The organism is Chitinophaga sp. H8 (assembly GCF_040567655.1).
Lineage (GTDB): Bacteria > Bacteroidota > Bacteroidia > Chitinophagales > Chitinophagaceae > Chitinophaga > Chitinophaga defluvii.
This window is the reverse complement of sequence record NZ_JBEXAC010000001.1, coordinates 3,330,850-3,356,736: the sequence shown is the minus strand read 5'-3', so window position 1 is coordinate 3,356,736 and position 25,887 is coordinate 3,330,850. Positions and strand designations below refer to the sequence as shown.

At 45.9% G+C, this 25,887-nt stretch carries 14 protein-coding genes; all 14 read left to right on the top strand.

The annotated features are described in order from the left end of the window. The first annotated feature begins 28 nt into the window (after positions 1 to 28). The 14 genes from ABR189_RS12750 to ABR189_RS12685 all read left to right on the top strand — a co-directional run bounded on the left by ABR189_RS12750 (position 29) and on the right by ABR189_RS12685 (position 25,637). Complete coding sequence (locus tag ABR189_RS12750; protein WP_354660882.1) at positions 29 to 1,174, top strand: SusE domain-containing protein; 1,146 nt, start codon at positions 29 to 31, stop codon at positions 1,172 to 1,174. Between the two features lie 25 nt (positions 1,175 to 1,199). Beyond that, a complete protein-coding gene (locus ABR189_RS12745; protein ID WP_354660881.1) occupies positions 1,200 to 2,399 on the top strand; it encodes a glycoside hydrolase family 76 protein in 1,200 nt (399 codons plus the stop codon). 60 nt (positions 2,400 to 2,459) lie between these two features. After that, positions 2,460 to 3,629 carry a glycoside hydrolase family 76 protein gene (locus ABR189_RS12740; RefSeq protein WP_354660880.1) on the top strand — a complete coding sequence of 390 codons (1,170 nt, stop codon included), beginning with the start codon at positions 2,460 to 2,462 and terminating at the stop codon, positions 3,627 to 3,629. Positions 3,630 to 3,648: 19 nt separating this feature from the next. Next, positions 3,649 to 4,824, top strand: coding sequence for an MFS transporter (locus ABR189_RS12735; protein ID WP_354660879.1), 1,176 nt, complete (start codon positions 3,649 to 3,651; stop codon positions 4,822 to 4,824). Positions 4,825 to 5,155: 331 nt separating this feature from the next. Continuing rightward, positions 5,156 to 5,518: a hypothetical protein gene (locus ABR189_RS12730; RefSeq protein WP_354660878.1), complete on the top strand. Its 363-nt coding sequence runs from the start codon at positions 5,156 to 5,158 to the stop codon at positions 5,516 to 5,518. A gap of 17 nt (positions 5,519 to 5,535) precedes the next feature. After that, the gene (locus tag ABR189_RS12725) at positions 5,536 to 6,645 is read left to right on the top strand and encodes a C2 domain-containing protein (protein WP_354660877.1); all 1,110 of its coding nucleotides are present in this window, start codon (positions 5,536 to 5,538) and stop codon (positions 6,643 to 6,645) included. 245 nt (positions 6,646 to 6,890) lie between these two features. Beyond that, on the top strand, positions 6,891 to 7,568 hold the full coding sequence (locus tag ABR189_RS12720) for an RNA polymerase sigma factor (RefSeq protein ID WP_354660876.1): 678 nt from the start codon (positions 6,891 to 6,893) through the stop codon (positions 7,566 to 7,568). Positions 7,569 to 7,656: 88 nt separating this feature from the next. Continuing rightward, positions 7,657 to 8,625 carry a FecR family protein gene (locus ABR189_RS12715; protein ID WP_354660875.1) on the top strand — a complete coding sequence of 323 codons (969 nt, stop codon included), beginning with the start codon at positions 7,657 to 7,659 and terminating at the stop codon, positions 8,623 to 8,625. 80 nt (positions 8,626 to 8,705) lie between these two features. Continuing rightward, positions 8,706 to 12,116, top strand: a complete 3,411-nt coding sequence (locus tag ABR189_RS12710; RefSeq protein WP_354660874.1) for a SusC/RagA family TonB-linked outer membrane protein — start codon at positions 8,706 to 8,708, stop codon at positions 12,114 to 12,116. An 11-nt stretch (positions 12,117 to 12,127) separates the two neighbouring features. After that, positions 12,128 to 13,570 carry a SusD/RagB family nutrient-binding outer membrane lipoprotein gene (locus ABR189_RS12705; protein WP_354660873.1) on the top strand — a complete coding sequence of 481 codons (1,443 nt, stop codon included), beginning with the start codon at positions 12,128 to 12,130 and terminating at the stop codon, positions 13,568 to 13,570. 23 nt (positions 13,571 to 13,593) lie between these two features. Continuing rightward, positions 13,594 to 15,153 (top strand): CehA/McbA family metallohydrolase domain-containing protein, encoded by a 1,560-nt coding sequence (locus ABR189_RS12700; protein ID WP_354660872.1) that lies wholly within the window; start codon positions 13,594 to 13,596, stop codon positions 15,151 to 15,153. 11 nt (positions 15,154 to 15,164) lie between these two features. Further along, the gene (locus ABR189_RS12695; protein WP_354660871.1) at positions 15,165 to 16,562 is read left to right on the top strand and encodes an alkaline phosphatase PhoX; all 1,398 of its coding nucleotides are present in this window, start codon (positions 15,165 to 15,167) and stop codon (positions 16,560 to 16,562) included. A gap of 508 nt (positions 16,563 to 17,070) precedes the next feature. Further along, entirely contained in the window at positions 17,071 to 24,726 is a 7,656-nt protein-coding gene (locus ABR189_RS12690) for a T9SS type B sorting domain-containing protein (protein WP_354660870.1), read from the top strand. Positions 24,727 to 24,731: 5 nt separating this feature from the next. Beyond that, entirely contained in the window at positions 24,732 to 25,637 is a 906-nt protein-coding gene (locus ABR189_RS12685; RefSeq protein WP_354660869.1) for a PorP/SprF family type IX secretion system membrane protein, read from the top strand. Positions 25,638 to 25,887: the final 250 nt, after the last annotated feature.

Genomic DNA, 25,887 nt, shown 5'->3' with positions numbered 1-25,887 from the left:
AATATCAATACTCATCAAAAGAAATTATATGATACGCACATTCAACTTCAGGATATATAGCATCATCGCCGCAATGGTGGCCGTAGTGACGTTCGCTTCCTGCGAAAAAGATAAAACCATCAACAGCAACATTTCCACTGTTAAGGAATTGTATTACCCGGAAATGGGTAAATACTACAAGCTGCAGCCTGCTACCAGCGCTGTAGTGAATTTTGAATGGAGTGCAGCCCGTGCAGAAGACGGTAGCCTGGTTATGTATGAAGTAGCATTCGATACAGTAGGTGGCGATTTCAGGCGCCCCATCTACACCGTTGCTTCCAATGGCAACGGTGTGCAGAACTCCCTCGCACTCTCTCATAAAGTGCTGAACAGCATTGCCAGTAAGGCAAACATTCAGCCCTCCACATCAGGTTCCCTGCAATGGACAGTTATAGCCAGTAAAGGACTCAATGAAAAACGCGCAGACTCCTCCAGAGTTATCGTGATCGAAAGACCGGCGGGTTTCACCGAAATACCGGCCAACGTGTTCATCACCGGAGAGGCCACCGAAGGTGGAACTGACCTGGCTGATGCAGTAGCCATGAAACTGGGTGCAGACGGTGTGTTTGAGATCTTTACCCGCCTGAAAGACGGCGCCTACAGCTTCGTAGACCGCAACAGCGGCACGCCGGTAACGTACTCCATACAAGGTACCCGCCTGCAGGAAGGAGGAGAGGGCCGGCAGGCTGGCGAAAAGATCTACCGCATCCGGCTCGACTTTGCAAATGCAGCTGCTGAAATGATCGAAATCACCGACGCAGGTGTTTTTGCCTCCGCATACAACAAGGTGATCGGCAAGCTATCATATACCGGCAATGGCACCTGGTCAGCACAGAATGTGCCTATCACTTATTTCGATTTCGGTAGCTGGAAAGACGATCGTTTCAAATTCGAGTTCACCATCGTAGATGCAGGCGGTACCACCAGTACCATAAAATATGGCAGTGTGAACCAGGTTAATTCCACGCCACCGGATGCCAATACTCCTGCCGCGTATTATCAGGTAGTGCCTGTAGATAATTCTCAATGGGACTATACCTACAAATACGCTACCGGATCAGATGGTAAATCAGGAAACTTTATCCTGCAACTGAATGCAGCGGAAGACTATTCGTACAAACTCACCGTGCACTAATTGCTGAACCATTAAAATCATTTACATGAGGTCGATCATTCTGATTATAACGGCTGCGGCACTTGCTCTTACGGGGTGTTATAAAGTGCGGGAAGATGTACCGGTAAAGGGCAAGGGGGATACTACCTCCGTAACGCTCACCTACAAACTCAAAGCCCGCCAGGCCATCGATAATATTTACAAGTACTATAGCATCAGTGGTAGCAACTACGTAAAGGAAAGCTATCCCGCTCAACCGGGAGACCCGAGGTATGCCTACCTCTGGCCATATTCTGCAATGTTCACTGCTGCTACGTTGCTCAAACAGATAGGGTATACAGATGAGGTAGCGCAAGGGTATTACACCAGTACCCTGGCAGGTATGGAAGGCTACCTGGATGCGTCCAGAACGCCTGCAGGCTACCAATCAGTGCCTGTAAGTGAAGGCCGTGCTGACCGTTTCTACGATGATAACGCTATTACCGGTATAGATATGCTGGAAGCCTACCAGGTTACTGGCAATGCGGAACTGCTCGGCAAGGCAAAGATTTGTTACGTGTTCTGCGCATCCGGCGAAAGCCCCGAAGCGGGTGGTGGCTTGTACTGGAACGAAGGGGTGATGAATAATCCAGACGATCCGAATTATATCAAAGCTACCAATGTGACCGCTATTTCCGCCACACTGGCACTGCAGTTGTACCAGCATGAAAAGAACGAAACATACCTTGCTTCCGCTAAACGCTGGTATAACTGGGTCAAAAAATATATGCTGGATCCGGAGGATCATACTTTCTGGAACTCCGTCTGGATCAAAGATGGTAGCATCAACTATGCTAAATGGACATATAACTCCGGCGCCATGATACAGAACGCTGCCCTGCTTTACAAGATCACCGGCGAAGAAAGTTACCTCGAGGAAGCCAAGGATTGGGCACAGGCATCCTATAATTACTTCACCCGTGAAGTGGGCAGTCAGGGCCGGTTCTTCGTTCCACACGACCCCTGGTTCACTGCTATGCTGCTGCGTGGCTACCTGGAGCTGTATGAGCTGGACAAGAACGCCACCTACATCAATACCCTTGTAGCCAACGTAGATTATGCATGGCAGCATGCTCGTATGCCGGATACATTCCAGTTTTATGAAGACTGGTCCGGCTCCGACATCGGGAGGTATTACTCCCTGCTCACGCATATAGGGATGGTAGAGATCTACGCCAGGATCTCGATCTGGAAAAACGAAAAATAGATAACTGCTCCAGTCCTGGTAAACATACATGGCCGGGATGGATGCATTTAAACCGGATAAATGAAAAGGATATTATTCAGTATTGCGCTAACTGCTATGGTTATACCCGCTGTGGCACAGCAGGTACAGTCAGCCAGGGAATACGAGCGAAGAGCAACGGAAATGTTTCACCGGGTATGGACCCTGTACCGGGTACCGCAACATGGACTTTTTTCTGAGTATTACCCGCAGCAACACCAGGATTCTCTTACTTATATGCAGGATGGGAATGTACAGTCAAAAGAGGTGAGTTACCTGTGGCCACTCAGTGGTGTGGTGTCATCTGCCATTAATATGATGCGGCTGCCCAGCCAAAAAGCTGCCTACCGGTCGTACGTTGATACCGTTATGGCTGCCATGTATCAATACCGCGACACTACCCGGACCCCGGCGGGGTACCAGGCCTACCCGGCAAAATTTGAGAAGGTAGACCGTTATTACGATGACAACGGCCTGGTGGCGATCGACTATGCGGAAGCATATGAAAACACCGGCAACCCCGTTTATTTGTCAACGGCGAAAGAAGTGTTTGCTTTCATCATGAGCGGCTGGTCGGATGTACTTGGTGGCGGTGTTACCTGGCTGGAAGGCCATGGCGATCAGAAGCCTGCCTGCAGCAATGGTATGGCTACATTAGCTGCCCTTAAATTATACAAGGCTACCAAAGAGCCTTATTATCTGCAGCAGGGTATCCGGTATTATGAGTGGATGAACAAACACCTGCGGGATTCCGCCGGTTTGTATGCGAATGATATTAAGACCGCCAATGTTATAGTGAACCCGGTCTATTACACCTACAATTCGGGCTCAATGCTGGAAGCAGCAGTAATGCTCTACGAGTTCACGCGGCAGCAAAATTACCTCCGTGATGCCAGGAAAACCGCAGTATCTGCCTATCATTATTTCGGCAAACCGCAGGAAGGAATGCGCAGCGAGTTCTGCGACCTGCCCTGGTTTGCAACGGTACTGTTCCGTGGATACAGTGCGCTTTACGCGATTGACAAAGATCCAATATATTTGAAAGCTATTATTGCAAGGGTAGACCATGCCTGGGATAACCGTGACCGTTATGGCCTGCTCAACCATAACTGGAGCGAAGGACGCGACGAGGCAGGAAAGCCTAAATGGCTGCTCGATGAATCCTGTATTGCAGAGCTGTATGCCCGCATGGCCAGGCTGAACATAAAATAAATACAACATCAAGTAACTTATGAAACAAGCTACCAGCAATCCACAACCACCACCGGCCAAAACAGGTGTACTACAGCTGGCGCCGATATTGTTCGGCTTCTTCATTATGGGCTTTGTAGACGTGGTGGGTATTGCCACTAACTACGTAAAAAAAGACTTCGCCCTGTCCGATACCTTGTCAAACCTGTTGCCCATGGTGGTTTTTCTTTGGTTCCTGATCTTCTCAGTACCTACCGGTATGCTGATGAACAGGATCGGCAGAAAACGCACTGTACAATTGAGTATGTTGATTACAGGAATAGGTCTGCTGGTGCCTATGATGTCTTATACCTTGCCGGTTGTGCTCACAGCATTTGCCATGATAGGGATTGGCAACACCCTGCTGCAGGTGGCGCTCAACCCACTGCTGATCAATGTAGTGAGTAAAGATAAACTGACCAGTAGCCTTACCACCGGACAGTTTATCAAAGCGATATCGTCTTTCCTGGGGCCCATCATCGCTGTGTATGCCGGTACCCGTTTCCATAACTGGCAATGGCTTTTCCCGGTATTCGCAGGCATTACACTGTTGTCTTTTATCTGGCTGAGTGCTACTTCACTACATGAGGATGATCGCAAGGAAAATACCTCTACGATTTCGGAATGTTTCGCGTTGCTGGGCGACCCGAAGATTTTCCTGTATTTCCTTGGCATTCTTACATTGGTAGGCATCGACGTTGGTATCAACGTTTCCGGTCCGAAGATATTGATGGAAAGAACCGGTATGGCACTCGAACAGGCCGGGTATGTAGCCAGTGTATATTTCGTTTTTAAAACAGCCGGTACTTTCTTTGGCGCTATTCTGCTTGCAAAATGGTCTGCCAGCCGCTTTTATCTGGTGTCTGCTATTGCCTCTGTGGTGGCTATGGTGGTGCTCCTGTTTGCTTCCGGTACTGGCATTATTTATGCCGGTGTGGCGCTGGCAGGGTTTGCCTGTGCAAATATCTTTTCCATATTATTCTCATTTGCGCTGCAGCGGAAGCCAGAGAGATCCAACGAGGTATCAGGTCTTTTGATCATGGGCGTTTCCGGCGGGGCTGTTTTTCCAGTGCTGATGGGGCTGGCATCCGATGCAGCTGGTGCGCAATGGGGCGCGGTTGCCGTATTGCTGGTTTGTTGTGTCTATCATTGGGGGCTGGCAATGAAAGCACGGTAAGAAGCGATAATGGATTTGAACTTGTCTGATAGCTGAAGTGTATGATTGGTTAATAGTGAAACGAAGGACGGTATAAACAACAAAATGGGTGTCTTCAAATATAATGGAGGCACCCTTTTGTATTTGTATTATTAATAATATACGAAATTAATTATCGTATAATGTGGTCAAAGTGTGTTAAAAAAAATCTCCTCCGTAAAAAAAAATGATTATTTTAGGCTAACAGTTTCCTCGTTTCCCAGCTCTGGGATCATGTGAAATCCTATTTTTCAGCGCTAAGATGGCTGAATGCATCTCGCTAAATCTTTTTGTTAACTAATAAATTTTAACCATGAGTAAACCCTCTATCAAAATCACATCAATTTATTGTAAGTCCACCTCAGAGTCTGATGTAACAGCTGGTGATGAAGTGTATTTAGTATGCCAGGCAGATGGTGGATTGCCTATCCGTGTTCCCGCTGGTGTCAATAAGAGCCAGAATATGAAGGACGGGGATACCTGGAACCTGGACCTGATCCTCAATTTTCAGTATGAGGTGCTGGTCACGCTCTGGGACCATGATGTGAATTATGATCCCAACTTTGCCACCTACCTGCAAAGCAATGATTTTGTACCAGGCAGCGGTTCCGGCTCCAAACGCCTCACCAACCTGAACGGTGCGGATTATACCATCAATTACACCTATATAGATTAACCCTCAAAAAAACCACGATGAACGAAAAACTGAAAATACAGCTCGCAAATTATGTTGCGGCTTACAAATCCATGGATAATGCTATTGAAGAACATCCTGAACCCGTTACGAAACGCGCATTGATGGAAACAGAAAAGAAAGTATTTGAAGAAGCAGAAAAAGTCTGGGCCAGTTATAGTAACTCGCCTGAAGGTAAAAAGGAGCTGGCAGCAGTAGAAAATATGGATCTGCCTGCTGTTCGGGCATATGTTGCGGGCCTGGTAGACAAACCGGTGTTTGTAAAGCTGATCAGCTGGCTCAAATCCCTGGATCTGCCGGCCAGTAGCTTTTCAATAGGGCTGGGTTTTGAGGCAGAGTTGATCATCGGATTCTCCGCTACAATAGGTATAGCCGTTGGCGTAGGAAATGCCAAAGGGGTACAGTCGGCCGAATTTTTAACAGTGTCACTGGAAGTGGGGGTACAAGCCGGAGCAATGGTTGGCGTACAGTTTGGGTTGTGGACCAACGCTCCTGCCGACCTGGGCGGAAAGTTAACGGGTACCGAAATAGACCTGGGCATAGAGTTGGAAGCTAGTGCAGCGCTTTATTATACACTTAAAGAAGGCATTAAAGGTGCGACTTTAATGATAGGAATAGGACTGGAAGAAGGGATTGCTGAAGTTGAATGCTATACTTTTATTCTGGGGGATCAGGGAGTGGACCCCTATTTAAAACCGGTTGTCCAGCCCAGGAAAAACAATTTCCTGATCATTGAAAGCCTGAAATGTGTGCACCCGTCTAATGATGGCGCAGGCAATGAGAATGAGATCTATTTTATCTTCCAGCCAGATCCGGCCGATGGTGGTACGGCCTATCCTTATCCGACGTACGATTATTTTTCCATGAAAGAAGGAGATACCTGGCAGTGTGGCCGTTCCGTATGGTTTAATTCCAATGTAGCGGTAACAGTATATGATGAAGATTATCCCAGCGACGATGATGTGGTGGGTACTTTCAGCATTAGTCTGTCACAATTAAAGCTGGGACAGACGGTCACCTTTAAAAGCACCAAAGATTATTCATCAGGATTAGATAAGGTGGAGTATACCATCAATGTGAAACTGATTGCCCAGAATGTGGGGTCCTGACTGGTATAACAATAATGAACTGATAAATAGCAAGCCAACCCGGATAGAATAGCATCAGGACGCTGAAAATGGCGGTCTTTTGCTGTATTTGGGTTGGCTTTTAACAAAGAATGGCTATCCCCCATATTCCAGCGATACCCCCCGGATTTTACATGCTTCTGGAAACAGTTAACATCTTAATAATATTCAAGAAATAATTTTGTGATTGATAGAATATTAAATTTCCAGTTGAACTACTAATTAACATGTTAGATACTAATTCCAGGGATAAAGAATTGTGGGAGCTATCGAAACAAGGAAATAAGGTGGCTTATTCCTTATTATATAAACAATATGTGCAATTGGTGGTCAGCGAAATAAACAAACGGATTAATAACAGAATAGATGCTGAAGATTTAACACAGGAAATATTTCTTACACTATGGGAGAAACGGACCACCGTTGAAATTGAGAATCGGGTGTATTCGTATTTGTATGGAATGGTTCAATATACGGTGTTTAACTATTTCAGGAATAAAAAAATACAGTCAAAGCAACTAAGAATCTGGCAAACGCTGTTGGATGATAACATCATTCAACTCCCCGAAGCAGCTGGCAGGTTATCCTCCATAAACAATATGGAATGCATCCTGAATGAAGAACATTCCAGGTTACCCCAGAAAATGCGTACCATATATGAACTTAGATATATAAAGAAGAAAAGCATTGAGTGGATTTCACAGGACCTTAACATTTCTCCCAATACCGTTCGGAACCACCTTAAAGAAGCACGTAAGCGTTTTAGCCTGGCCTTAAAGAAAAGTTTTTTCTTGCTGTTTTTTCTTTGTTGCGTGCTACTTTTTCATTTTTATTTAAACCTCACCAGATACTTAATCACGTTGTTGCCAGCTAATCCTGAATGTTTAATGTTACCAAATAGTTAATTGCATTTTGCTGACTAGCCATTTTTGATCTTTCTGTTACATGTATTAAAACAACTTCAGCCAGCTTGAATATGGCAGATAGGATTTTATGAAAACAGAAAAAGATCTGAAACAACTATTGGACAAATTTGTAAAGGGAAAATGTTCTGTCCGGGAACGGCTATTGCTGGAGAAATGGTTTGAGGAGATGGGGAAAGACCAGGCAGCAACGGAATTGTCGCCTGAGGAAAAGCAAAGCATGTTCAATAAATTTTCCACCTCCATAAAATTAAATAAAAAGCCTGTACCTGATTACCTGGTAATCATGAAGTCTGTTGCTGTTGCCGCCTGCCTGGTTGGCATTATCTGGAGTAGCTGGTATTATCTGATGCAAGGGCTCCCGGTGGAAAGAAATAATCAAACGCAAATAGACTTTTTAAAATACCAGACAGGAATCGGAGAAGTAAAAAAGGTGTCTTTGCCTGATGGGTCAATTATTTGGCTGAACGCAAAAACAACATTAGCGTATAGATCAGATTTTAATAACCACAGGGAGGTGCACCTCACCGGAGAAGCTTTTTTCCAGGTTGCTGCTGATAGCAAACATCTTTTTACGGTGTTGACAGGGGAAGGTTTACAAACTACCGTTCTGGGAACCAGTTTTAATATCAAGAGTTATGAACAGATACCGGAAGCCAGCATAACAGTTGTGTCAGGTAAGGTCCGGGTGGAGCAAAATAGCTCAGGGGGGCAAATAGGGGTATTACAACCCAACGAATCTGTTGTCTACAATCACAAACAGAAAACCTACCAGAAAGAAAACGTGGATGCTCTGGCGCTTACCAATTGGAGAAACGGTGGCTGGGATTTAAAAGGCAAAGGATTGTCTGAAGTGGCCAATATACTGGAGAGCCAGTTCGGGGTCAATGTTGTTAATAAAAAAGCAGGACTGGATACAATTGCTATTGACATGAATTTTACGAATAAGCAAAGTCCTGAGGAAATTATAAATGTGTTTTGCCTGTTGACAGATTGCCAACACAGATGGATCGGCAAAACTTTGGTAGAAATATATTAAGCATTGCAAATATAGCCTTATACATATAAGGGCTGGTAGGGGAATCTAATAATTACATTACAAAGTCAATCATCAAATTTATGAAATCAACGCATCTTTTGAGATGTGCCAGGTATTTTCTTGCCTGGCGCAAGGCATCCATTTTGTGGGCATTTTTCGTATGTGCTTGTACTTCTTTATCGCTTGCCCAGGAAAAGTATTCAGCTAAAATAAAAAAAGGTTCGCTGGAATCAACAATTGCGCAGGTAAGGAATATTACAGGTGCTGCCATCGCTTATAACAAGGCCGATGTAAGCGCATTCCAGATAGCGGATGCAGAGTATTCTAATTTGAGTACAGAGTTATTGCTGAAGAAAATAATATCAGGCCTGCCGCTTCACTTGAAAAAGGAAGGAAATACATGGGTCCTGGTTAAAGATGAAGCCACCAGACAGTTGATCACCAGTGGCGCTACTCAAAAGAAAGAATTTGGAAAGCTGGTGGGGAAGGTCTTTGATGAAGAAGGTAATCTGATGCCCGGCGCTTCCATTAATATCGGAAATGTAGGAACTACCAGTAATGAAAATGGCGAGTATGCTATCACGCTTCCGGCTGGAAGTTATACAGTGATAGTGAAATTTGTAGGATATAATACAAAAGAACTCCGGGGGATTAATGTAAATGGAGAGGAAGTATTAACCCTCAATATCAACCTGTTGAGAGCACATTCAAAGCTGGATGAATTTGTAGTAACCGCATTGGGAGTAAAACGGATGGAACGGAATCTGGGTTATGCTGTTACGCAATTAAAGGCAGAAGAAGTAGCGACGAACAAAACCATTAATATACAAAGCGCGTTGATGGGCAAAGTAGCGGGCGTGGATATTGGAGAAGCTGCTAATGGTATTGCCGGATCAAAAAGGGTTGTTATAAGAGGGATATCCACCATCTCTGCTTCGGGCAACTCTTCTCCGCTTTGGGTAATTGATGGGGTGCCCGTTAATTCAGGCAATTTCGGTAGGAATAACGACGCCGGAGGTGGTATTGACTACGGAGATGGCCTGTCTATGATTAACCCTGATAATATTGAAACCATATCCGTGCTGAAGGGAAATGCTGCTGCTGCGCTATACGGCTCCAGGGCTTCCAATGGCGTGATCCTGATTACTACTAAAAACGGTAAATCTTCCAGAAAGGACATGGTGGTAGAACTCCATTCCTCATTGACGAATTCAAGGATAGTAGATATGACCAACTGGCAATATCAGTATGGCCAGGGACGGGACGGTAAACGGCCGGTAAGCCAGCAGGAAGCGCTTGTAACAGGTGCATATTCCTGGGGGGAGAAACTGGATGGAAAACCAACAATACAGTTTGACGGTGTTGAAAGACCTTATTCCGCACAAAAAAAGAATCCGGCAAACTTTTACTCCGATGCCCTGCTGTATTCAAATACCCTGTCGCTTTCCAAAAGTACGGAACGCCACAATTACCGGTTGTCAATAGGACAGACAGATAGCAAGGATTTTGTTAACAGTGGCTCTTATAAAAGGAGGAATGCCTCTATCAATGCCAACAGTACATTCGGTAAAGTAACAGCCGCTGTGAATACCATGTATATGATAGAGAATGTGAAAAACCGTCAGAACGTAGGTGGGAACGTTCATAATGCTCACTATACCTTGATACAGCTGCCAACCAACCTGAATGTACTGGACCTGAAACCTGGTTACCTGCCGGATGGTACAGAGAAGATATTTACGGATGGTGCTATTACCAACCCCTATTTTGTGATAGATAAAATGTATGAGGAAGATACTAAAAACAGGTTGGTCAATTCCCTGTCCCTGCGATACGATGTGCTGGACGGCCTGTATATTCAGGGAAGACTGATGCAGGACTATTTTTTCTTCAAACGACTTAACTACCAGCCGGAAGGAATGAACTGGCAGCCTTTTGGCGGGGAATATGAACAGCGGTGGAGCGACTTCCTGGAAATGAACTATGAGGCTACGGCAGGTTATGACAGATTCCTGAAAGGAGCATTTAACCTGAACCTCATGGGTGGTGTGAATTCAATGAAAAGAACGGCGAATAACGTAAATATGTATGGTACCCCCTTTGTTATACCAGGTATACATACCCTGAATAATACTATTACCAAAACGACTACTACTGGAAAATCAGAATCCCAGATTAACTCGGTGTTCGGTATGGCGGAACTGTCTTACAATAAATACCTGTTCCTCACGCTTACCGGGAGGCAAGACTGGTTTTCTACGCTGCCTAAAACAAGCAACCACCTGTTTTATCCATCAGCGTCACTGAGCTTTATATTTACCGATGCCCTGAAGATAAACAGCAACCTCTTTCAATATGGTAAATTAAGAGGTTCATTTGCGCAGGTAAGTGGTGGTGCAGACCCTTATGGATTGGATCTTTCTTACGGGCTGGATAGCAAAAATTATAATGAACAGGTATTACAAGGTATTGTTACTACCACCATCCCCAATAAATATCTCAAACCACTAATATCAACTGAAGCGGAAGTAGGGGTGGAAGTGCAGCTGCTTAACGGACTGTTGTACCTGGATGCAGCTTACTATAGCAAAAAGGTGAAAGATGATATCGTTTCCGTGAATGTGCCTAATTCATCTGGTTATAATAAAGCCTTGCTTAATACCGGAAATGTTAACAATTCAGGTTTTGAGATTATGGCAGAGTTCAAGCCGCTACGCAACAAACTAAAATGGACCTCAAGAGTGGTCTTCTCCAAAAATTACAACAAGGTTGTCAGTTTGGGGAATATTGAAAGCCTGCAGATCGGCGCGGCCAAGAATGATGCTGTTACGGTGAATATAGAAAAAGGACAACCTTATGGTGTAATTAAAGGCTCCGTGTATAAAAGGGATGATAAGGGCAATATTGTTTTTGACAAAGATGGTTATGCCGTTGTGGGCGACAGGTCTGCAGTGCTGGGGAATGGCTTTCACGACAAGATTGCAGGATTTACTAACCGCTTTTCTTACGGAAATTATTCACTGTCATTCCATATTGATGGCAAGTTTGGTGGCAAGCTATATTCTCAGACCAACAGGTGGGCGGTGTCTGCAGGAAAACATCCTATGACACTGGAGGGAAGAGATGCCGGGATCATCGGGAAAGGTGTTACAGAAGAGGGAAAAGAGAATGATGTGCTGGTAACACCGGATAAAATTTCCTCTTATTACTCCCGGTTGACTACTATCCACGAAGCATTTGTTTATGATGCCAGCTTTATCAAATTCAGGGAACTGGCTTTAAACTGGAAAATACCAAGTAAAGCATATAACAAAACGTTCCTGACAGATGCTACCGTATCATTTGTGGCCAGGAATCTCTTCTACCTGATGAAGAAAGTAGAAAACGTTTCGCCGGAAAGCAGCGTGTCCAGTTCCAATGTACAGGGGCTTGAAAATGCAGGTTATCCTGAAACCCGCACTATCGGCTTCAACATCAATCTCACCTTCTAATTTTTACAGCTATGAAGAAGAATATTATACATGCAATTTTATTGGCGGCGCCGCTTTTACTGGCTGGCTGTGACAAGGATTTTGAAGCGATGAATAAAAGTGTAGACCTGGTAACAACGCCTACCATGGAATACATGATCCCTACCATACAGTTGAATCTCTTTGAAAAGTCCTATTATACACACTATACCATGTTAGGTATCCTTTCGCAGCAGATTCAGGGATCTAACATTGATGGATACAAGTCGCAAAGCACCACCATGTCACACTTGTTTGATGACATCTACCCAAAGACAATAAAGAATGTGGTGGACGTGATAGAAAAAACCAAGGGCGATCCGCAAATGGTGAACTTCTGGGCAATGGCTTCGATTATGCGGGCTTATGAGATCAGCAGAATGACCGATGCATACGGAGATGTGCCTTATGCTGAAGCGGGACTGGGGTATGAACAAGGAGTATTATACCCAGGCTACGATCGCCAGGAAGAGATTTATGACGGTATGATCGCGGAGATCCGGAAGGCTATCGCAGCGTTTGACCCGGCTAAAAAAGCGGTACCCGAAAAGTCTGACCTGATTTACAAAGGCAATTATGAGAAATGGAAGAAAATGGGCAACAGCCTTATACTGCGGTACGGAATGCGCATGAGCAAAGTAAACCCGGAGAAAGCCAAGCAGGTAGTGATACAGGCTTTGTCAGACGGAGTGATGCAAAAGAACGACGATTCTTTTATCGTTTATTACCTGCCTGATACTTACTATGCAACAACTGCCAATGGGAATGCGGCGGCAAATAAATATGATTACAAACTGACGAATGTGTTTATAGATCTGCTGAAGAACAGAAAAGATCCGCGCCTGAGTATTTATGCCATGCTGCCTAACGGAAATACAGATCCGGAAGTGCAAAAAGGGTTCCGGCTTTTTGAATCCGACAATACCAGCAAAAAAGAAGTATCTACCCCCAATACCAGCACTTATGCCAGATTTGATGCGCCTTATGTACATATGTCCTACGCGGAGGTCGAATTCCTGACGGCAGAAGCCATGCTGAAAGGATGGGTTTCAGGTAGTGCTGCCAGTCACTTTAAGAAAGGCGTGGAAGCAAATATACAGTTGCAGGAAATCTATGGAGAAAAAGGTAAGGTGGCGCCTGCCCTGATAGAAAATTATCTGAAAGCACTCACATTTGATGAGAGCAACCCAACAGCGGCCTTTAAGGAACTGTACACCCAGATGTGGGTCATGTTTTACTATAACTGGAACGAAGCATTTGCACACTGGCGCAGAACAGGGGTGCCTTCTTTTAATACACAGGTAGACAAAAATCTTAACAGGCGTCTGATCTATCCACAATCAGAATGGAATACCAATACTGAAAATGTAAAAAAGGCCATTGGTCAGCAAGGGGATGATAATGTGATGACGCGCGTTTGGTGGGACAAAGAATAGACTAACCTGAATATCTCATAGCAATGAAGTATAAATTTTTCTGTTTCATTACTTTTTTAATAGCAGGTTACGCCTGTTCCAGGCCTATGCAGCAGCATAAAACTAATACGGCCAGGTCAGGGTGGGTAACGGGCGATTTCCATGAACACAGTTACTTTTCTGACGGAGGCTATCCGATGGATTCCGTTTTTTATCGTGGCGGCCATCATTATGACGTGAATTTCCTGCTTAATACAGATCATGGTGGTCGTTATCCCCGCAATTATGATGGACGTACCTGGGATAAGATACCCGGAACAGTATTTAAAGGTAGTGATGCCGGATACGACAAAGAGGGCAGGAGGCTAATGTGGCGCTGGCAGGAACTGCTGGAATATTCTTATCCACGGGTCAATATGCTGCAAAAACAACATCCCGGAAAGCATTATCTCCAGGGATTGGAATGGAATTCGCCTGCTACCAGTCACACAACAGTTGGTATCATCGCAGGTAGCGGGCTGCCGATAGCATCTTTTGAATACCAGTTTGACTATAGCGATCTTGATACTGCCGGAGGACCAGGAAAGGGTTTGATAAAGTTGAATGGAAGAAAATCGGGGTATGGTGAAATGCTTCCGGACAAGCGTTATTTCACAGCTGCCGCAGTCCGGTGGCTGGAAACAAATTACCGTAACAACAGTTGGGCTTTTGTTGCCCATCCCGAAAGAGGAGGTAACGTAACAATCGGAGATTTACGCAGCTTTAATAATGCTGCTCCAAATGTGGCATTCGGATTTGAAGGAGTGCCAGGCCATCAGAAAAATACCCTGAGGGCTATTTTTTATCCGGAGCACGCTGCTGGTGGTGGTACCTATGGAGGGGTAGGATATTTTGCCTCAAAAGTAGGTGGTGTCTGGGATGCCATGCTCTCGGAAGGAAGACATTTCTGGCTGGTTGCCAGCTCCGATTTTCACGGTATGTCCAGCGACTTCTGGCCTGGAGAATATCATCGTACATGGATCTACGCAAAGGATACTGCGAATCCGTTATCTGTTCTGGAAGGAATGAGAAGTGGTAATATGTATGTGTGTAACGGAGGACTGATCAATGCATTAGAGATCAATGCTGTCCGGAATAAACAGTCGGCAACGATGGGCCAATCTCTCCACATCCGTAAGGGCGAACCGGTAGAGATTGTTATCAGGTTTAAAAGGACCGGTCCCAACTTCAACAACAGTTATCCTGAAGTTAATACCGTACAGCTCATCACAGGTGAGATAACAGGTATGCAACAACCTGGTACTACGGGGTTTGAGATAGATAGCGTTGCTGCTGTCAGTATTGAGAAGGTGTTTTTGAAGGCAGACTGGAAACAAAAGGATGGGTGGAACGAGATAAGGTACCTTGTTAAAGCCCCGCTTAAAAGCTTTTATTTCAGGGTGCGTGGTAGTAATCATCTGCCAGGTACCCCTTATGAAACGGATGAAACCGGAAGTCCTTTGATTGATTCCCTGGCTACCCGGCATCTGGGCATTGATGGGGCAGAGGAAGCATGGGCAGATCTTTGGTTTTATACTAATCCCATTTTTATTAAAGTCAATTAAATACATTTTTTATGCAACAAACCAGAAGAAATTTTCTGAAGCTGTCGGGAATTGTTAGTCTTGGTTTCCTCGGGTTAGACAGGTTTTCAGCACATGCTGCCACGGGGGAGTTTCCTGCTATGTATGCGGATCCTGGCTACGGCCCGTTGTTAAGGAATGCGGATGGATTACTGGATCTGCCCAAAGGCTTTTCCTGTAAGATAATCTCCAGGAAAGGAGATACGATGAGTGACGGACTGATTGTGCCCGGAGCCCACGATGGTATGGGGGCATTCAAATGGGGGCAGAATAAAGTGATGTTGATCCGGAATCATGAACTTACAGCCGGATCGCATGGCGCAGGTCCTTTCGGAAAAAATAACGCCAACATCCACAAAATAGATAAAGACCTTATTTATGATTATGGTAAAGGAACCACTACCTGTGTTGGAGGAACCACTACATTCCTTTACAATGAAGCTTCACAGCAGGTCGAGCTGGAATACCTGAGCCTGGCAGGTACAATCCGCAATTGTGCAGGTGGAGTTACGCCCTGGAATTCCTGGATCAGTTGTGAAGAAATTGACAACAGAAGGGGGGATTTCAATGGAACACTGGAGAAAGACCACGGATATAATTTTGAAGTACCGGTGTCTGATAAGGTCCGCGCTGTTAAGCCTGTGCCGATTAAAGCGATGGGGCGTTTCATACATGAGGCAGTGGCGGTACATCCCGAAACAGGCATCGTTTATCAGACGGAAGATGCAGGGAACTCCGTTTTCTATAGATACCTGCCGGAAGAATTTGGAAAACTGCATAAAGGTGGAAAACTCCAGTGCCTGGTGATTAAGGAATGGAAAGGGGCAGATACCCGCAACTGGCCTGGTAGCCGGGATACATTTCCTGTTAAGAAACAGTTTGAGGTGGAATGGGTGGATCTGGATAACGTGGAAGCACCAGACAATGACCTCCGGCTACGGGGTGCCAAAATGGGCGCAGCTACTTTTGCAAATGCTGAAGGCATTTGGTACGGGCAGCATGAGCTTTTCTTTGCGTGTACTTCAGGTGGCAAAAATGCAAAAGGTCAGATATTCAAGTATATACCGAGTAAGTACGAAGGGCAGCCCAGGGAAAAGGAAAGTCCGGGTAAACTGGAGTTATTTATTGAACCTAATGATGTGAATATGTTCCAGAATTGCGATAATCTCACCATTGCACCCTGGGGGGATGTGATCATCTGCGAAGATAAAAGTGACCCTAGAATTATTGGAATTACTGCGGAAGGGAAATTGTACCCTATTGCAAAGAATATTGGTTACCGTGAATCGGAATTTGCCGGACCGGTGTTTTCGCCATCAGGGAAAACCCTGTTCGTAAATATCCAATCTCCCGGTTTAACACTGGCCATTACGGGGCCCTGGAAAGGATAACAGCCTCTCATAGTACCTTACAAGCTATGTACACTTTATTTAAAGTGTACATAGCTTGTTTTATAACTGGCCGTATCCACCGCCGGACAGGTTTTTCTTCCACAATCATTGGAAAATTAAAAATATCTCTATCTTAGTGACCGAATTACACCTAAAATACCCAGGAAATCCCTGACCTTTTTGCCTTGCCAGGTCATGAAACAAGCATAACAATCAAAGCTGTTATAGATCGGACAGGCAATAAAGTAAATGTTATGATTAACCAAAATCTTATCCATATCTCTATAGAAGAACCCTGCAGAAACACTCATTTTTCAACACAGCCATTGACTACTGATCAGCTGACTTTATCAGGTAGGAAAATTATTGTAAGTAATGGTGGCATATCCTGGACCCGATACCAAATCAGGCTACAGATGTGGCGTTGCTAGTGACCGGATGGTTAAACCCTTATCCCTGCATATAATACCGATGCATAAATAATAGTTCGTAACTCGTAAATGTTTTTATGGAGGATTTTTACATTCAACCCAGACGCCACTGGGGTAACAGGCGTATTATCTTTGTATCCCGCCATTGTTTGTTGCTAATAATCATTACAGGATTTTCTCAATTCCTGATGGCACAAAATACCTTTCAGGTGGCGGGTGCTAATCCACTTCCGGTTACGTCAGCGATCCTGATGAGGTTGGTCACTGGCGATTCCGGCAATGCCACCCCCAACTCCCCCTCATTGGCCAACGTAGCACCTACCATTGTCAACCTTAATGGTGACATGGTTTCATATTTGGAACAGGCTTTTCCCAACATCCTGGATGTCGGCGGCAATGCTGTTGTCAGTGATGGTGATTCTCCTGATTTTGATGGAGGTAATATTACGGTCTCTTTTTTGACTGGCTATACAGTTGGCGACGTCTTATCTGTACAAAATATTGGTACCATATCAGTAACTGGTAGTACCCTTAACTACAACGGTGCAGCAATCGGTACCATCACTGGCGGCACTGGCAATAACCCATTGGTGATTACTTTTAATTCAATCACTGTTTCTCCTGCGATAGCTTCACAGGTATTCAGGGCCATTGCTTACAGTTCTCTTGATGATAACCCTACCAGGGTGAGTGACACGCGGAATATACGGTTCACCATGGATGATGGGGATGGCGGTATAAGCGGCCCTGCCATCGTAACCGTAAGTATTACAGCTACCAATGATGTTCCTGCTCTTTTAGCTAATCCGGCCACTGTGAATGGCACGGAAAATACCCCTGTCTTCATTAATGCCTTTACAGCACGTGATGACGATGATAATGGTGGCGATGAAACATTGACGCTCACGGACGATGCATTGGGCACGTTTACTGCAGTTGCCGGTGGCAACGTAACCGTAGCCGGCAGTAGCACTTCTTCACTGATATTGACCGGCTCCGTTGCAGCGCTGAATACATTTATTGCCGGTAACAAAATCACCTATACGCCTTCGCATGGCCGCACTGGTGTAGTAACCATTAAAGGCATATTAAATGATGGTGGCCACACTGGCTCAGATGGTCCTCAGTCAGCCATGGAGCTGTTTACAATAAACTTCTTAGCTGCCAACCATGCGCCAACAGTAGCCATCAGTCCCAATCCGCTTAGCATTAATGAGGATAACCAGATCTTAATTAACAACATCACACTGGCGGATATTGATATTTTGAATACTATTGGCACCTTAACACTTACCACAGATCATGGTACCCTCTACGCTGCAGCTTCAGTTGCCGGAGCTCCTGTCACAATCGTATCTGGGAACAACACCAACACCCTTGTGTTAAGTGGTAAAATGGATGACCTCAATTTATATGTTGGTAATAGTGTAGCTGGTAATAAAATTATGTTATTCCCTCAACTAAATTACAATGGCGCTGCCACTGTTACGGTAACCTTCGATGATAATGGGGGAACCGGTGGTGGTAACCTTACAGATACCAAAACAATTACTGTTAATTATGCGGCTGTAAATGATGCCCCGGGTATTACCTACGCTGCCAGTATTGTTGGTACGGAAGATCAGCCACTGACATTAAACGGCGTTTCTTTCACTGATGTCGATGCAGGTAATAGTGCTGTAAAAGTTATTTACATGGTTCCTTCCGGTACTATCACAGGCGACAGCGGGGGAGGCGTAACTGTAACTGGCACAGGGGCAGCTATATTGGTAATGACAGGTACCATCGCAAACATCAATACCTATATTAATGCAGGAAACCTGACGTATATACCGGTAGCTGACAACACCATAGATGTATCCCTGACCATCGACATCAATGACCAGGGCAACACCGGTATCGATCCGGGTACCAGTGGAGATGCAAACAGTGAAAGTGCACGGATCACTCAAAACCTGCGGTTTATCGCTGTCAATGATGCGCCAACCCTTACTGTCACCACACCGATCAACCTGACAGAAGACGTAACTGCCCACATCAACGGTATCACAGTAGCTGACGTAGATGCGGATCCCAATGACGTACAACTTACCTTCACGCTGTCTCCTGGTACAGGTACGCTTAATGCAGCTGTTTCTGGTTCTATTGCGGTAGGTACGTCTTTTAACACCGTCATCCTGACTGGTAAGCTGGCCGATATCAACACGTATATCGCAGGTAATAATCTTACCTATACACCAGCACTCAACCTCAATGGTGATATCAACCTGAACTTAAGCCTGAGCGATTTAGGTAACACAGGCAGTGGGGGGACTAAGAAGGCTACAGCCACTGTGGTACTACATATCAATGGTGTAAACGATGCAGGGGCCACCCCAACTGTTCCGGCTTCTCCATTCTCTGTAAGGGAAGATGTTGCTACAGCTATCACACCACTGGCCTTCGCAGATGTGGATGCCGGAACCGGTATTGTAGAAGTGACGGTAGCTGTACCCAATGGTTCAGGCACCATCAGCGCAACCGGTAGCGGTGGGGTAAGTGTGAGTGGCAGTGGTACCAATGCAGCGGTACTGTCTGGTACCATTACAGATATCAATGCCTTCTGTGCCGGAGATAATGTGTTTTACACGACTGCGCTGAACAGTACTGCCGGTGGTATTATCTGCACCATCAGCTATAACGATAAGGGTAATACCGGTACGGGTAGTGAAAATGTAAGTACTTCCACATTTACCATCAATATCATTGCTGTAAATGATGCGCCGGTCATCTTCGCGCCTGCTACCATAAGCGTGGATATGAATACCATCCTGGTATTTAATCTCGCCAATAGCATCAGCACCAGTGATGTGGATAACACCAGCTCTCCCATGCGCATGAAACTGACGGCTACCCAAGGCCTCATGTCACTGACATCATTAGGAGGTATCACCTTCATTACCGGAGCGCCTGGGACTAACGTGATTGCAATGGAAATACAAGGTACACCTGCTAACGTCAATGCTGCTTTGTCAACACTGACGTATAGACCAGGAGCCAACTATTATGGTGCAGCTACTATTACTGCCATTGCCGATGACCTGGGCAATACCGGTGACGGCGGTGCCCGGACAGATACAAAGATGATCAACATCAACGTAAATCCTACCTTCCCGCAACTCACCAATGTAACGGCTACTGCAACAGACGGGAGCTATAAATTAGGTGACATTATCGATGTGCAACTGACTTTTAGTGTGCCGGTAAATGTTACGGGTACACCACAACTTAAGCTGGAAACCGGCGCTACTGATCGCCTCATTGATTATACCGGCGGCACCGGTACCAATACCCTCACCTTCAGCTATACCGTTCAGGCAGGAGATCAATCGTCCGACCTGGACTACGCGGCCACTACGGCGCTCACACTGAATGGCGGTACTATAAAGAACGCCGCCACTATGGACGCACAGCTTACGCTGCCTGCGCCAGGTACTGCCGGTTCACTGGGAGCCAACAAAGCACTCATCATCGATGGTATTATCCCAATCGTATCATCTGTAGCAGTTCCGGGAAACAAAACATATGTGGCCGCTGAACCACTGTCATTCATTGTCAACACATCTGAGGGGGTAACCGTAACCGGCACACCATTACTCACCTTAAAAGTGGGAGGTACGAATGTCAATGCTACCTACACAGGTGGTACCGGCACCAACGCCCTCTCGTTTGCTTACACGGTAGTTACGGGTGATCTCGATACCGATGGTATTGATGTAGTGGCATTGGCCCTCAATGGAGGTACCATTGCAGATGCTGCAGGAAACAAGCTGGCACTTACACTCAACAACGTAGGTGCTACCACCGGCGTCAAAGTGGATGCAGTGGTACCAACAGTGACTAGTATAGCCGTCCCTGCCAATGGAACTTACATAGCAGGTCAGGCACTGAACTTCACCGTGAATACTGCAGAAAATGTGATCGTAACAGGCACGCCAACACTCACAGTGAAAATTGGAGGTACCAATGTCAACGCATCCCTCACGGGCGGTACCGGCACCAACGCCCTCACGTTCGCTTACACGGTAGCTGCCGGTGATCTCGACACCGATGGTATCGATGTGGTGGCATTGGTCCTCAACGGAGGCACCATTGCAGATGCTGCAGGAAACAACTTGACGCTTACCCTCAACAACGTAGGTGCTACTACCGGCGTCAAAGTGGATGCAGTGATTCCTGTAGTAACCAGCGTAGCAGTTCCGGCTGATAAGACTTACAAAGCAGGTGAAGTGCTCACCCTCACTGTTCACTATTCCGAACCAGTGGAGGTAACAGGTACACCCGCCCTCACCGTAACAATAGGAGCAACTGCCAAAGCCTTTACCTACACCGGTGGCACGGGCACTGCTGAGTTGACTTTCAGCTATACAGTAGTAAATGGTGAGGAGGACAATGACGGCATTACCGTTCCTGCTACTATCACGTTGAATAGTGCAACCATTCAGGATGCAGCTGCCAACAATGCAGAGCTCACCCTCAATGCAGTGGGCGCTACCAACAATGTAAAAGTGGATGCTGTGGCCCCCACAATAACATCTGTAAACGTTCCGGGAAACAAAACATATGTGGCCGCTGAACCACTGTCATTCATTGTCAATACCTCTGAAAATGTGATCGTAACAGGCACGCCATCACTTACTGTAAAAGTGGGCAGCACGAATATCAATGCTAACTATGTAAGCGGCACTGGATCTAATGCACTTACCTTTACTTACACAGTAGTGGCAGGTGACCTGGATACTGATGGTATCGAGGTAATGACACTGGCACTTAATGGTGGTACCATCGCGGATGCAGCCGGTAATAACCTGGTACTTACACTCAACAACGTAGGTGTTACCACCGGTGTGAAAGTAGATGCAGTGGTACCAACAGTGACTAGTATAGCCGTCCCTGCCAATGGAACTTACATAGCAGGTCAGGCACTGAACTTCACCGTGAATACTGCAGAAAATGTGATCGTAACAGGCACGCCAACACTCACAGTGAAAATTGGAGGTACCAATGTCAACGCATCCCTCACGGGCGGTACCGGCACCAATGCCCTCACGTTCGCTTATACGGTAGCTGCCGGTGATCTCGACACCGATGGTATCGATGTAGTGGCATTGGCCCTCAACGGTGGTACCATTGCAGATGCTGCAGGAAACAACCTGACGCTTACCCTCAACAACGTAGGTACTACCACCGACGTGAAAGTGGATGCAGTGATTCCTGTAGTAACCGGCGTAGCTGTTCCGGCTGATAAGACTTACAAAGCAGGTGAAGTGCTCGCCGTCACCGTTCACTATTCCGAACCAGTGGTGGTAACAGGTACACCCGCCATCAACGTAACAATAGGAGCAACTGCCAAAGCCTTTACCTACACCGGTGGCACGGGCACTGCTGAGCTGACTTTCAGCTATACAGTAGTAAATGGTGAGGAGGACAATGACGGCATTACTGTTCCTGCTACTATCACGTTGAATAGTGCAACCATTCAGGATGCAGCTGCCAACAATGCAGGGCTCACCCTCAATGCAGTGGGCGCTACCAACAATGTAAAAGTGGATGCTGTGGCCCCCACAATAACATCTGTAAACGTTCCGGGAAACAAAACATATGTTGGCGGCGAAGTATTGCACTTCACCGTTAATACCTCTGAAAACGTAATCGTAACCGCAACACCTGCCCTCATGCTGAAAGTAGGTGGCGCCACTGTTAATGCTACCTACACAGGTGGTACTGGCACCAACGTCCTCACGTTCGCTTACACCATTGCTGCTGGCGACCTGGATACTGACGGTATCGAAGTAACTAGCCTTGCCTTCAGTGGTGGTAACATCGCTGATCCCGCAGGTAATGTACTTGATCTCACGCTTAACAGTGTTGGTAATACCGCTGGCGTATTAGTAGATGCTGTGATTCCGGTAGTAACCAACGTAGCTGTTCCGGCCGATAAGATGTATACAGCGGGTCAGACACTAACGCTTGCTGTTCACTATACTGAATCTGTGCTGGTAACAGGTATGCCAGCCATCAATGTAACAATAGGCACTACTACCAAGGCATTTATTTACAACGGCGGTACAGGTACTAAGGTCCTCACCTTCAACTACACCGTAGCGGCCGGTGACCTTGATAGAGATGGTATCACCATCCCGGCTGGCATTACGCTGGGTGCAGCTACCATTAAAGATGCAGCTGGCAATAACGTTGACCTCACGCTCAATAACGTAGGTAACACCAGCACGGTACTGGTAGATGCTGTACCTCCGGTGGTTATGCCTGGCCAGTCCTTCAATGTCAATGAAAGCAGCATTGCGGGTACTGTGGTAGGCACCGTAACAGGTACTGATCCGGGATCTACAGGTACACTTCAACAATGGACCATCGTTTCCAATGTAAACCCTGATGGTGATGCTACCCCTGCATTCACTATTCACCCAGCCACCGGTGTGATTACTGTCAATGATGCGGGCGATCTGGATTATGAAAAGAATGCCACTTTCACAATCACGGTGAAGGTGAGTGATGGCGTTAACATCAGTGCTACTGAAAACGTAGTGATCAACCTGAACAACCTGCCAGAACCGCCAACCAGCATCAGCCTAGCATCAGCTATATTGCCTGAAAATGGGGCCGCAGGAGATGTTGCAGGTGACTTGTTATCTACTTCTGATGAACCGGGAGGTACCTTTACTTATACTTTGGTTGCCGGCACAGGCAGTGAGGACAACAACGCTTTCACAATCACCGGTGCACAGGTATTGGCTAAGCAGGCATTCAACTATGAAGCTAAATCCAGTTACAATATCCGGGTACGTTCAACAACGCAAAATGGAGAGTTCCTGGAGAAAGCATTTGTTATCAACATCACAGATGTCAACGAAGCACCAACGTTGGGAGCCATCGGCCCGGTAGCCTATTGCGCTACTGCAAACGAGGAGTCCATTGCGCTGGTGAATGTGACCGCTGGCCCTGAAACAGCACAAACAGTGACTGTTACAGCTGCCAACACCAACAATGCATTGTTTTCTTCCTTCGCTGTTGTAGGCAACACCTTACGCTTCAGGTTCACAACGGGCGCCAGTGGTACCGCTTCCATCACTGTTACAGTGAAAGATAACGGCGGCACTGACCATGGTGGTGTAAACCAGGTACAACAAACCTTCGCCCTCTCCGTTACCAGCATCAGTACGCCGGTGATTACAAGCAATAAAGGCGTAATGGTATCCAAGGGGGATGTAGTATTACTCACCGCCACCGGTGGGACTACCTACACCTGGACTGCTGATATACCCACAAGTATTATCAGTGGCGAAAACACGCCTGCTGTTACAGTAAGGCCACAACAAAAAGTAATATACACGGTTACTGCTGCAAACCTGGCAGGATGTACGGCGCAACAATCTATCACCATCGACGTGAAAGATGATTATAAAGTTGACGCTACCAACATCATGACACCAAACGGTGATGGTATCAACGATCGCTTTGTGATTAAAAATATCGACAGTTATCCAAATAATGATCTCAAGGTTTTTGATCGCAGCGGCCGTCTGATCTATACAAAACATGGCTATCTGAACGAATGGAATGCAACATTGAATGGTAAGCCGCTCGAAGAAGGTACATACTACTATATACTCGACTTCGGCCCTGGGTTACCAAAAGTGAAAGGTTTTATTACCATCATCAGAGATAAATTCTAATCAGGATGAAAAAGGTATTTTATATCCTCCTGTTACTTGCAGGAACACATAGCGTAAAAGCACAACAGTGGGGCAACGCCACCACTTCACAAGTGGATCCGCTGGGACCCCAATATTTTCAGAATCAGTACCTCGGAAACCCTGCTTTTGCAGGGGTTGACACCGGGCTTCATCTCAACGCAGCTTACAGGAAACAGTTTAAAGATGAACCTGGGGTACCGGTTACTATGGCCGTTACTGCCGATTACGCTGCTGGTAAAAGAGTAGGGGTAGGGCTTTATTTTTATAACGATAAAGCAGGCTTGCTCTCGAATACCCGCGTAGCTGCTACTTACGCGTATCATTTGCCGCTTACAGCATCTGGTACGCAACAGCTCCACTTCGGTCTGTCTGTGGGCCTGCGTGCTGAACACCTCGATAGGAAAGCGCTCAACGGTGATATTACAGATCCTTCTATCGGCCGGTATAATCGCCGTGATAATTACTTCGATGCAGACTTTGGTCTTGCATACACCAGCAGTGGTCTGAGCCTCCAGGCCGCCTTGCCAAATATGATCGGTTACTTTAAGTCGGATAACAAAGGCCAGGTAAACAGTTCTACATTTTATACAGCTGCCGGCTATAAAATTGGCATCGGCTCACAGCTTACCTCTATAGAGCCAAAGGTATGCTTTCGTGGTGTGCGTGGCTTTGATAATATTGTAGATATGGGTGCCAATATCGTGTTCTTTGATAACCTGGTAAACGTGTACGGTATGTACCATACCTCTAAGAATTTTACAGTGGGAGCGGGTTACAATATTGTTAATACGGTTGGTATCCTGCTCAGCTACTCTTCACAAACGGCTGGTCTGAGTAACTATCTCTCAGGCAATTTTGCACTGGGTATTAAAGTAGACCTGTTCAAATAAGAAATAAGCTGTAACAATTAAATAATAAAGGCCATCACGTCACGTGCTGGCCTTTATTATTATAAAAACCGCTCCTTCGATCCCTGGATTCAGATATACCCCCAAACTGATTTATTCACCGGGTAATAGCACGAAATAGCCACTATGGCTAAAGCACTGACAAATGCGGCCCGTATAAAACCATAAAAAAATGCTATAAAAGCATTTGAAATCTCAAATCGCTCTTGGTATTCTTGTAGAAAATTGCCGT

Bases quoted from the DNA above. Each gene is read 5' to 3' on its own strand.
- ABR189_RS12715 (WP_354660875.1), top strand. From the start codon at position 7,657: ATGAAAACAGAAAAAGATCTGAAACAACTATTGGACAAATTTGTAAAG.
- ABR189_RS12705 (WP_354660873.1), top strand. From the start codon at position 12,128: ATGAAGAAGAATATTATACATGCAATTTTATTGGCGGCGCCGCTTTTA.
- ABR189_RS12745 (WP_354660881.1), top strand. From the start codon at position 1,200: ATGAGGTCGATCATTCTGATTATAACGGCTGCGGCACTTGCTCTTACG.
- ABR189_RS12685 (WP_354660869.1), top strand. From the start codon at position 24,732: ATGAAAAAGGTATTTTATATCCTCCTGTTACTTGCAGGAACACATAGC.
- ABR189_RS12695 (WP_354660871.1), top strand. From the start codon at position 15,165: ATGCAACAAACCAGAAGAAATTTTCTGAAGCTGTCGGGAATTGTTAGT.
- ABR189_RS12740 (WP_354660880.1), top strand. From the start codon at position 2,460: ATGAAAAGGATATTATTCAGTATTGCGCTAACTGCTATGGTTATACCC.
- ABR189_RS12700 (WP_354660872.1), top strand. From the start codon at position 13,594: ATGAAGTATAAATTTTTCTGTTTCATTACTTTTTTAATAGCAGGTTAC.
- ABR189_RS12690 (WP_354660870.1), top strand. From the start codon at position 17,071: ATGGAGGATTTTTACATTCAACCCAGACGCCACTGGGGTAACAGGCGT.
- ABR189_RS12720 (WP_354660876.1), top strand. From the start codon at position 6,891: ATGTTAGATACTAATTCCAGGGATAAAGAATTGTGGGAGCTATCGAAA.
- ABR189_RS12735 (WP_354660879.1), top strand. From the start codon at position 3,649: ATGAAACAAGCTACCAGCAATCCACAACCACCACCGGCCAAAACAGGT.
- ABR189_RS12725 (WP_354660877.1), top strand. From the start codon at position 5,536: ATGAACGAAAAACTGAAAATACAGCTCGCAAATTATGTTGCGGCTTAC.
- ABR189_RS12750 (WP_354660882.1), top strand. From the start codon at position 29: ATGATACGCACATTCAACTTCAGGATATATAGCATCATCGCCGCAATG.
- ABR189_RS12730 (WP_354660878.1), top strand. From the start codon at position 5,156: ATGAGTAAACCCTCTATCAAAATCACATCAATTTATTGTAAGTCCACC.
- ABR189_RS12710 (WP_354660874.1), top strand. From the start codon at position 8,706: ATGAAATCAACGCATCTTTTGAGATGTGCCAGGTATTTTCTTGCCTGG.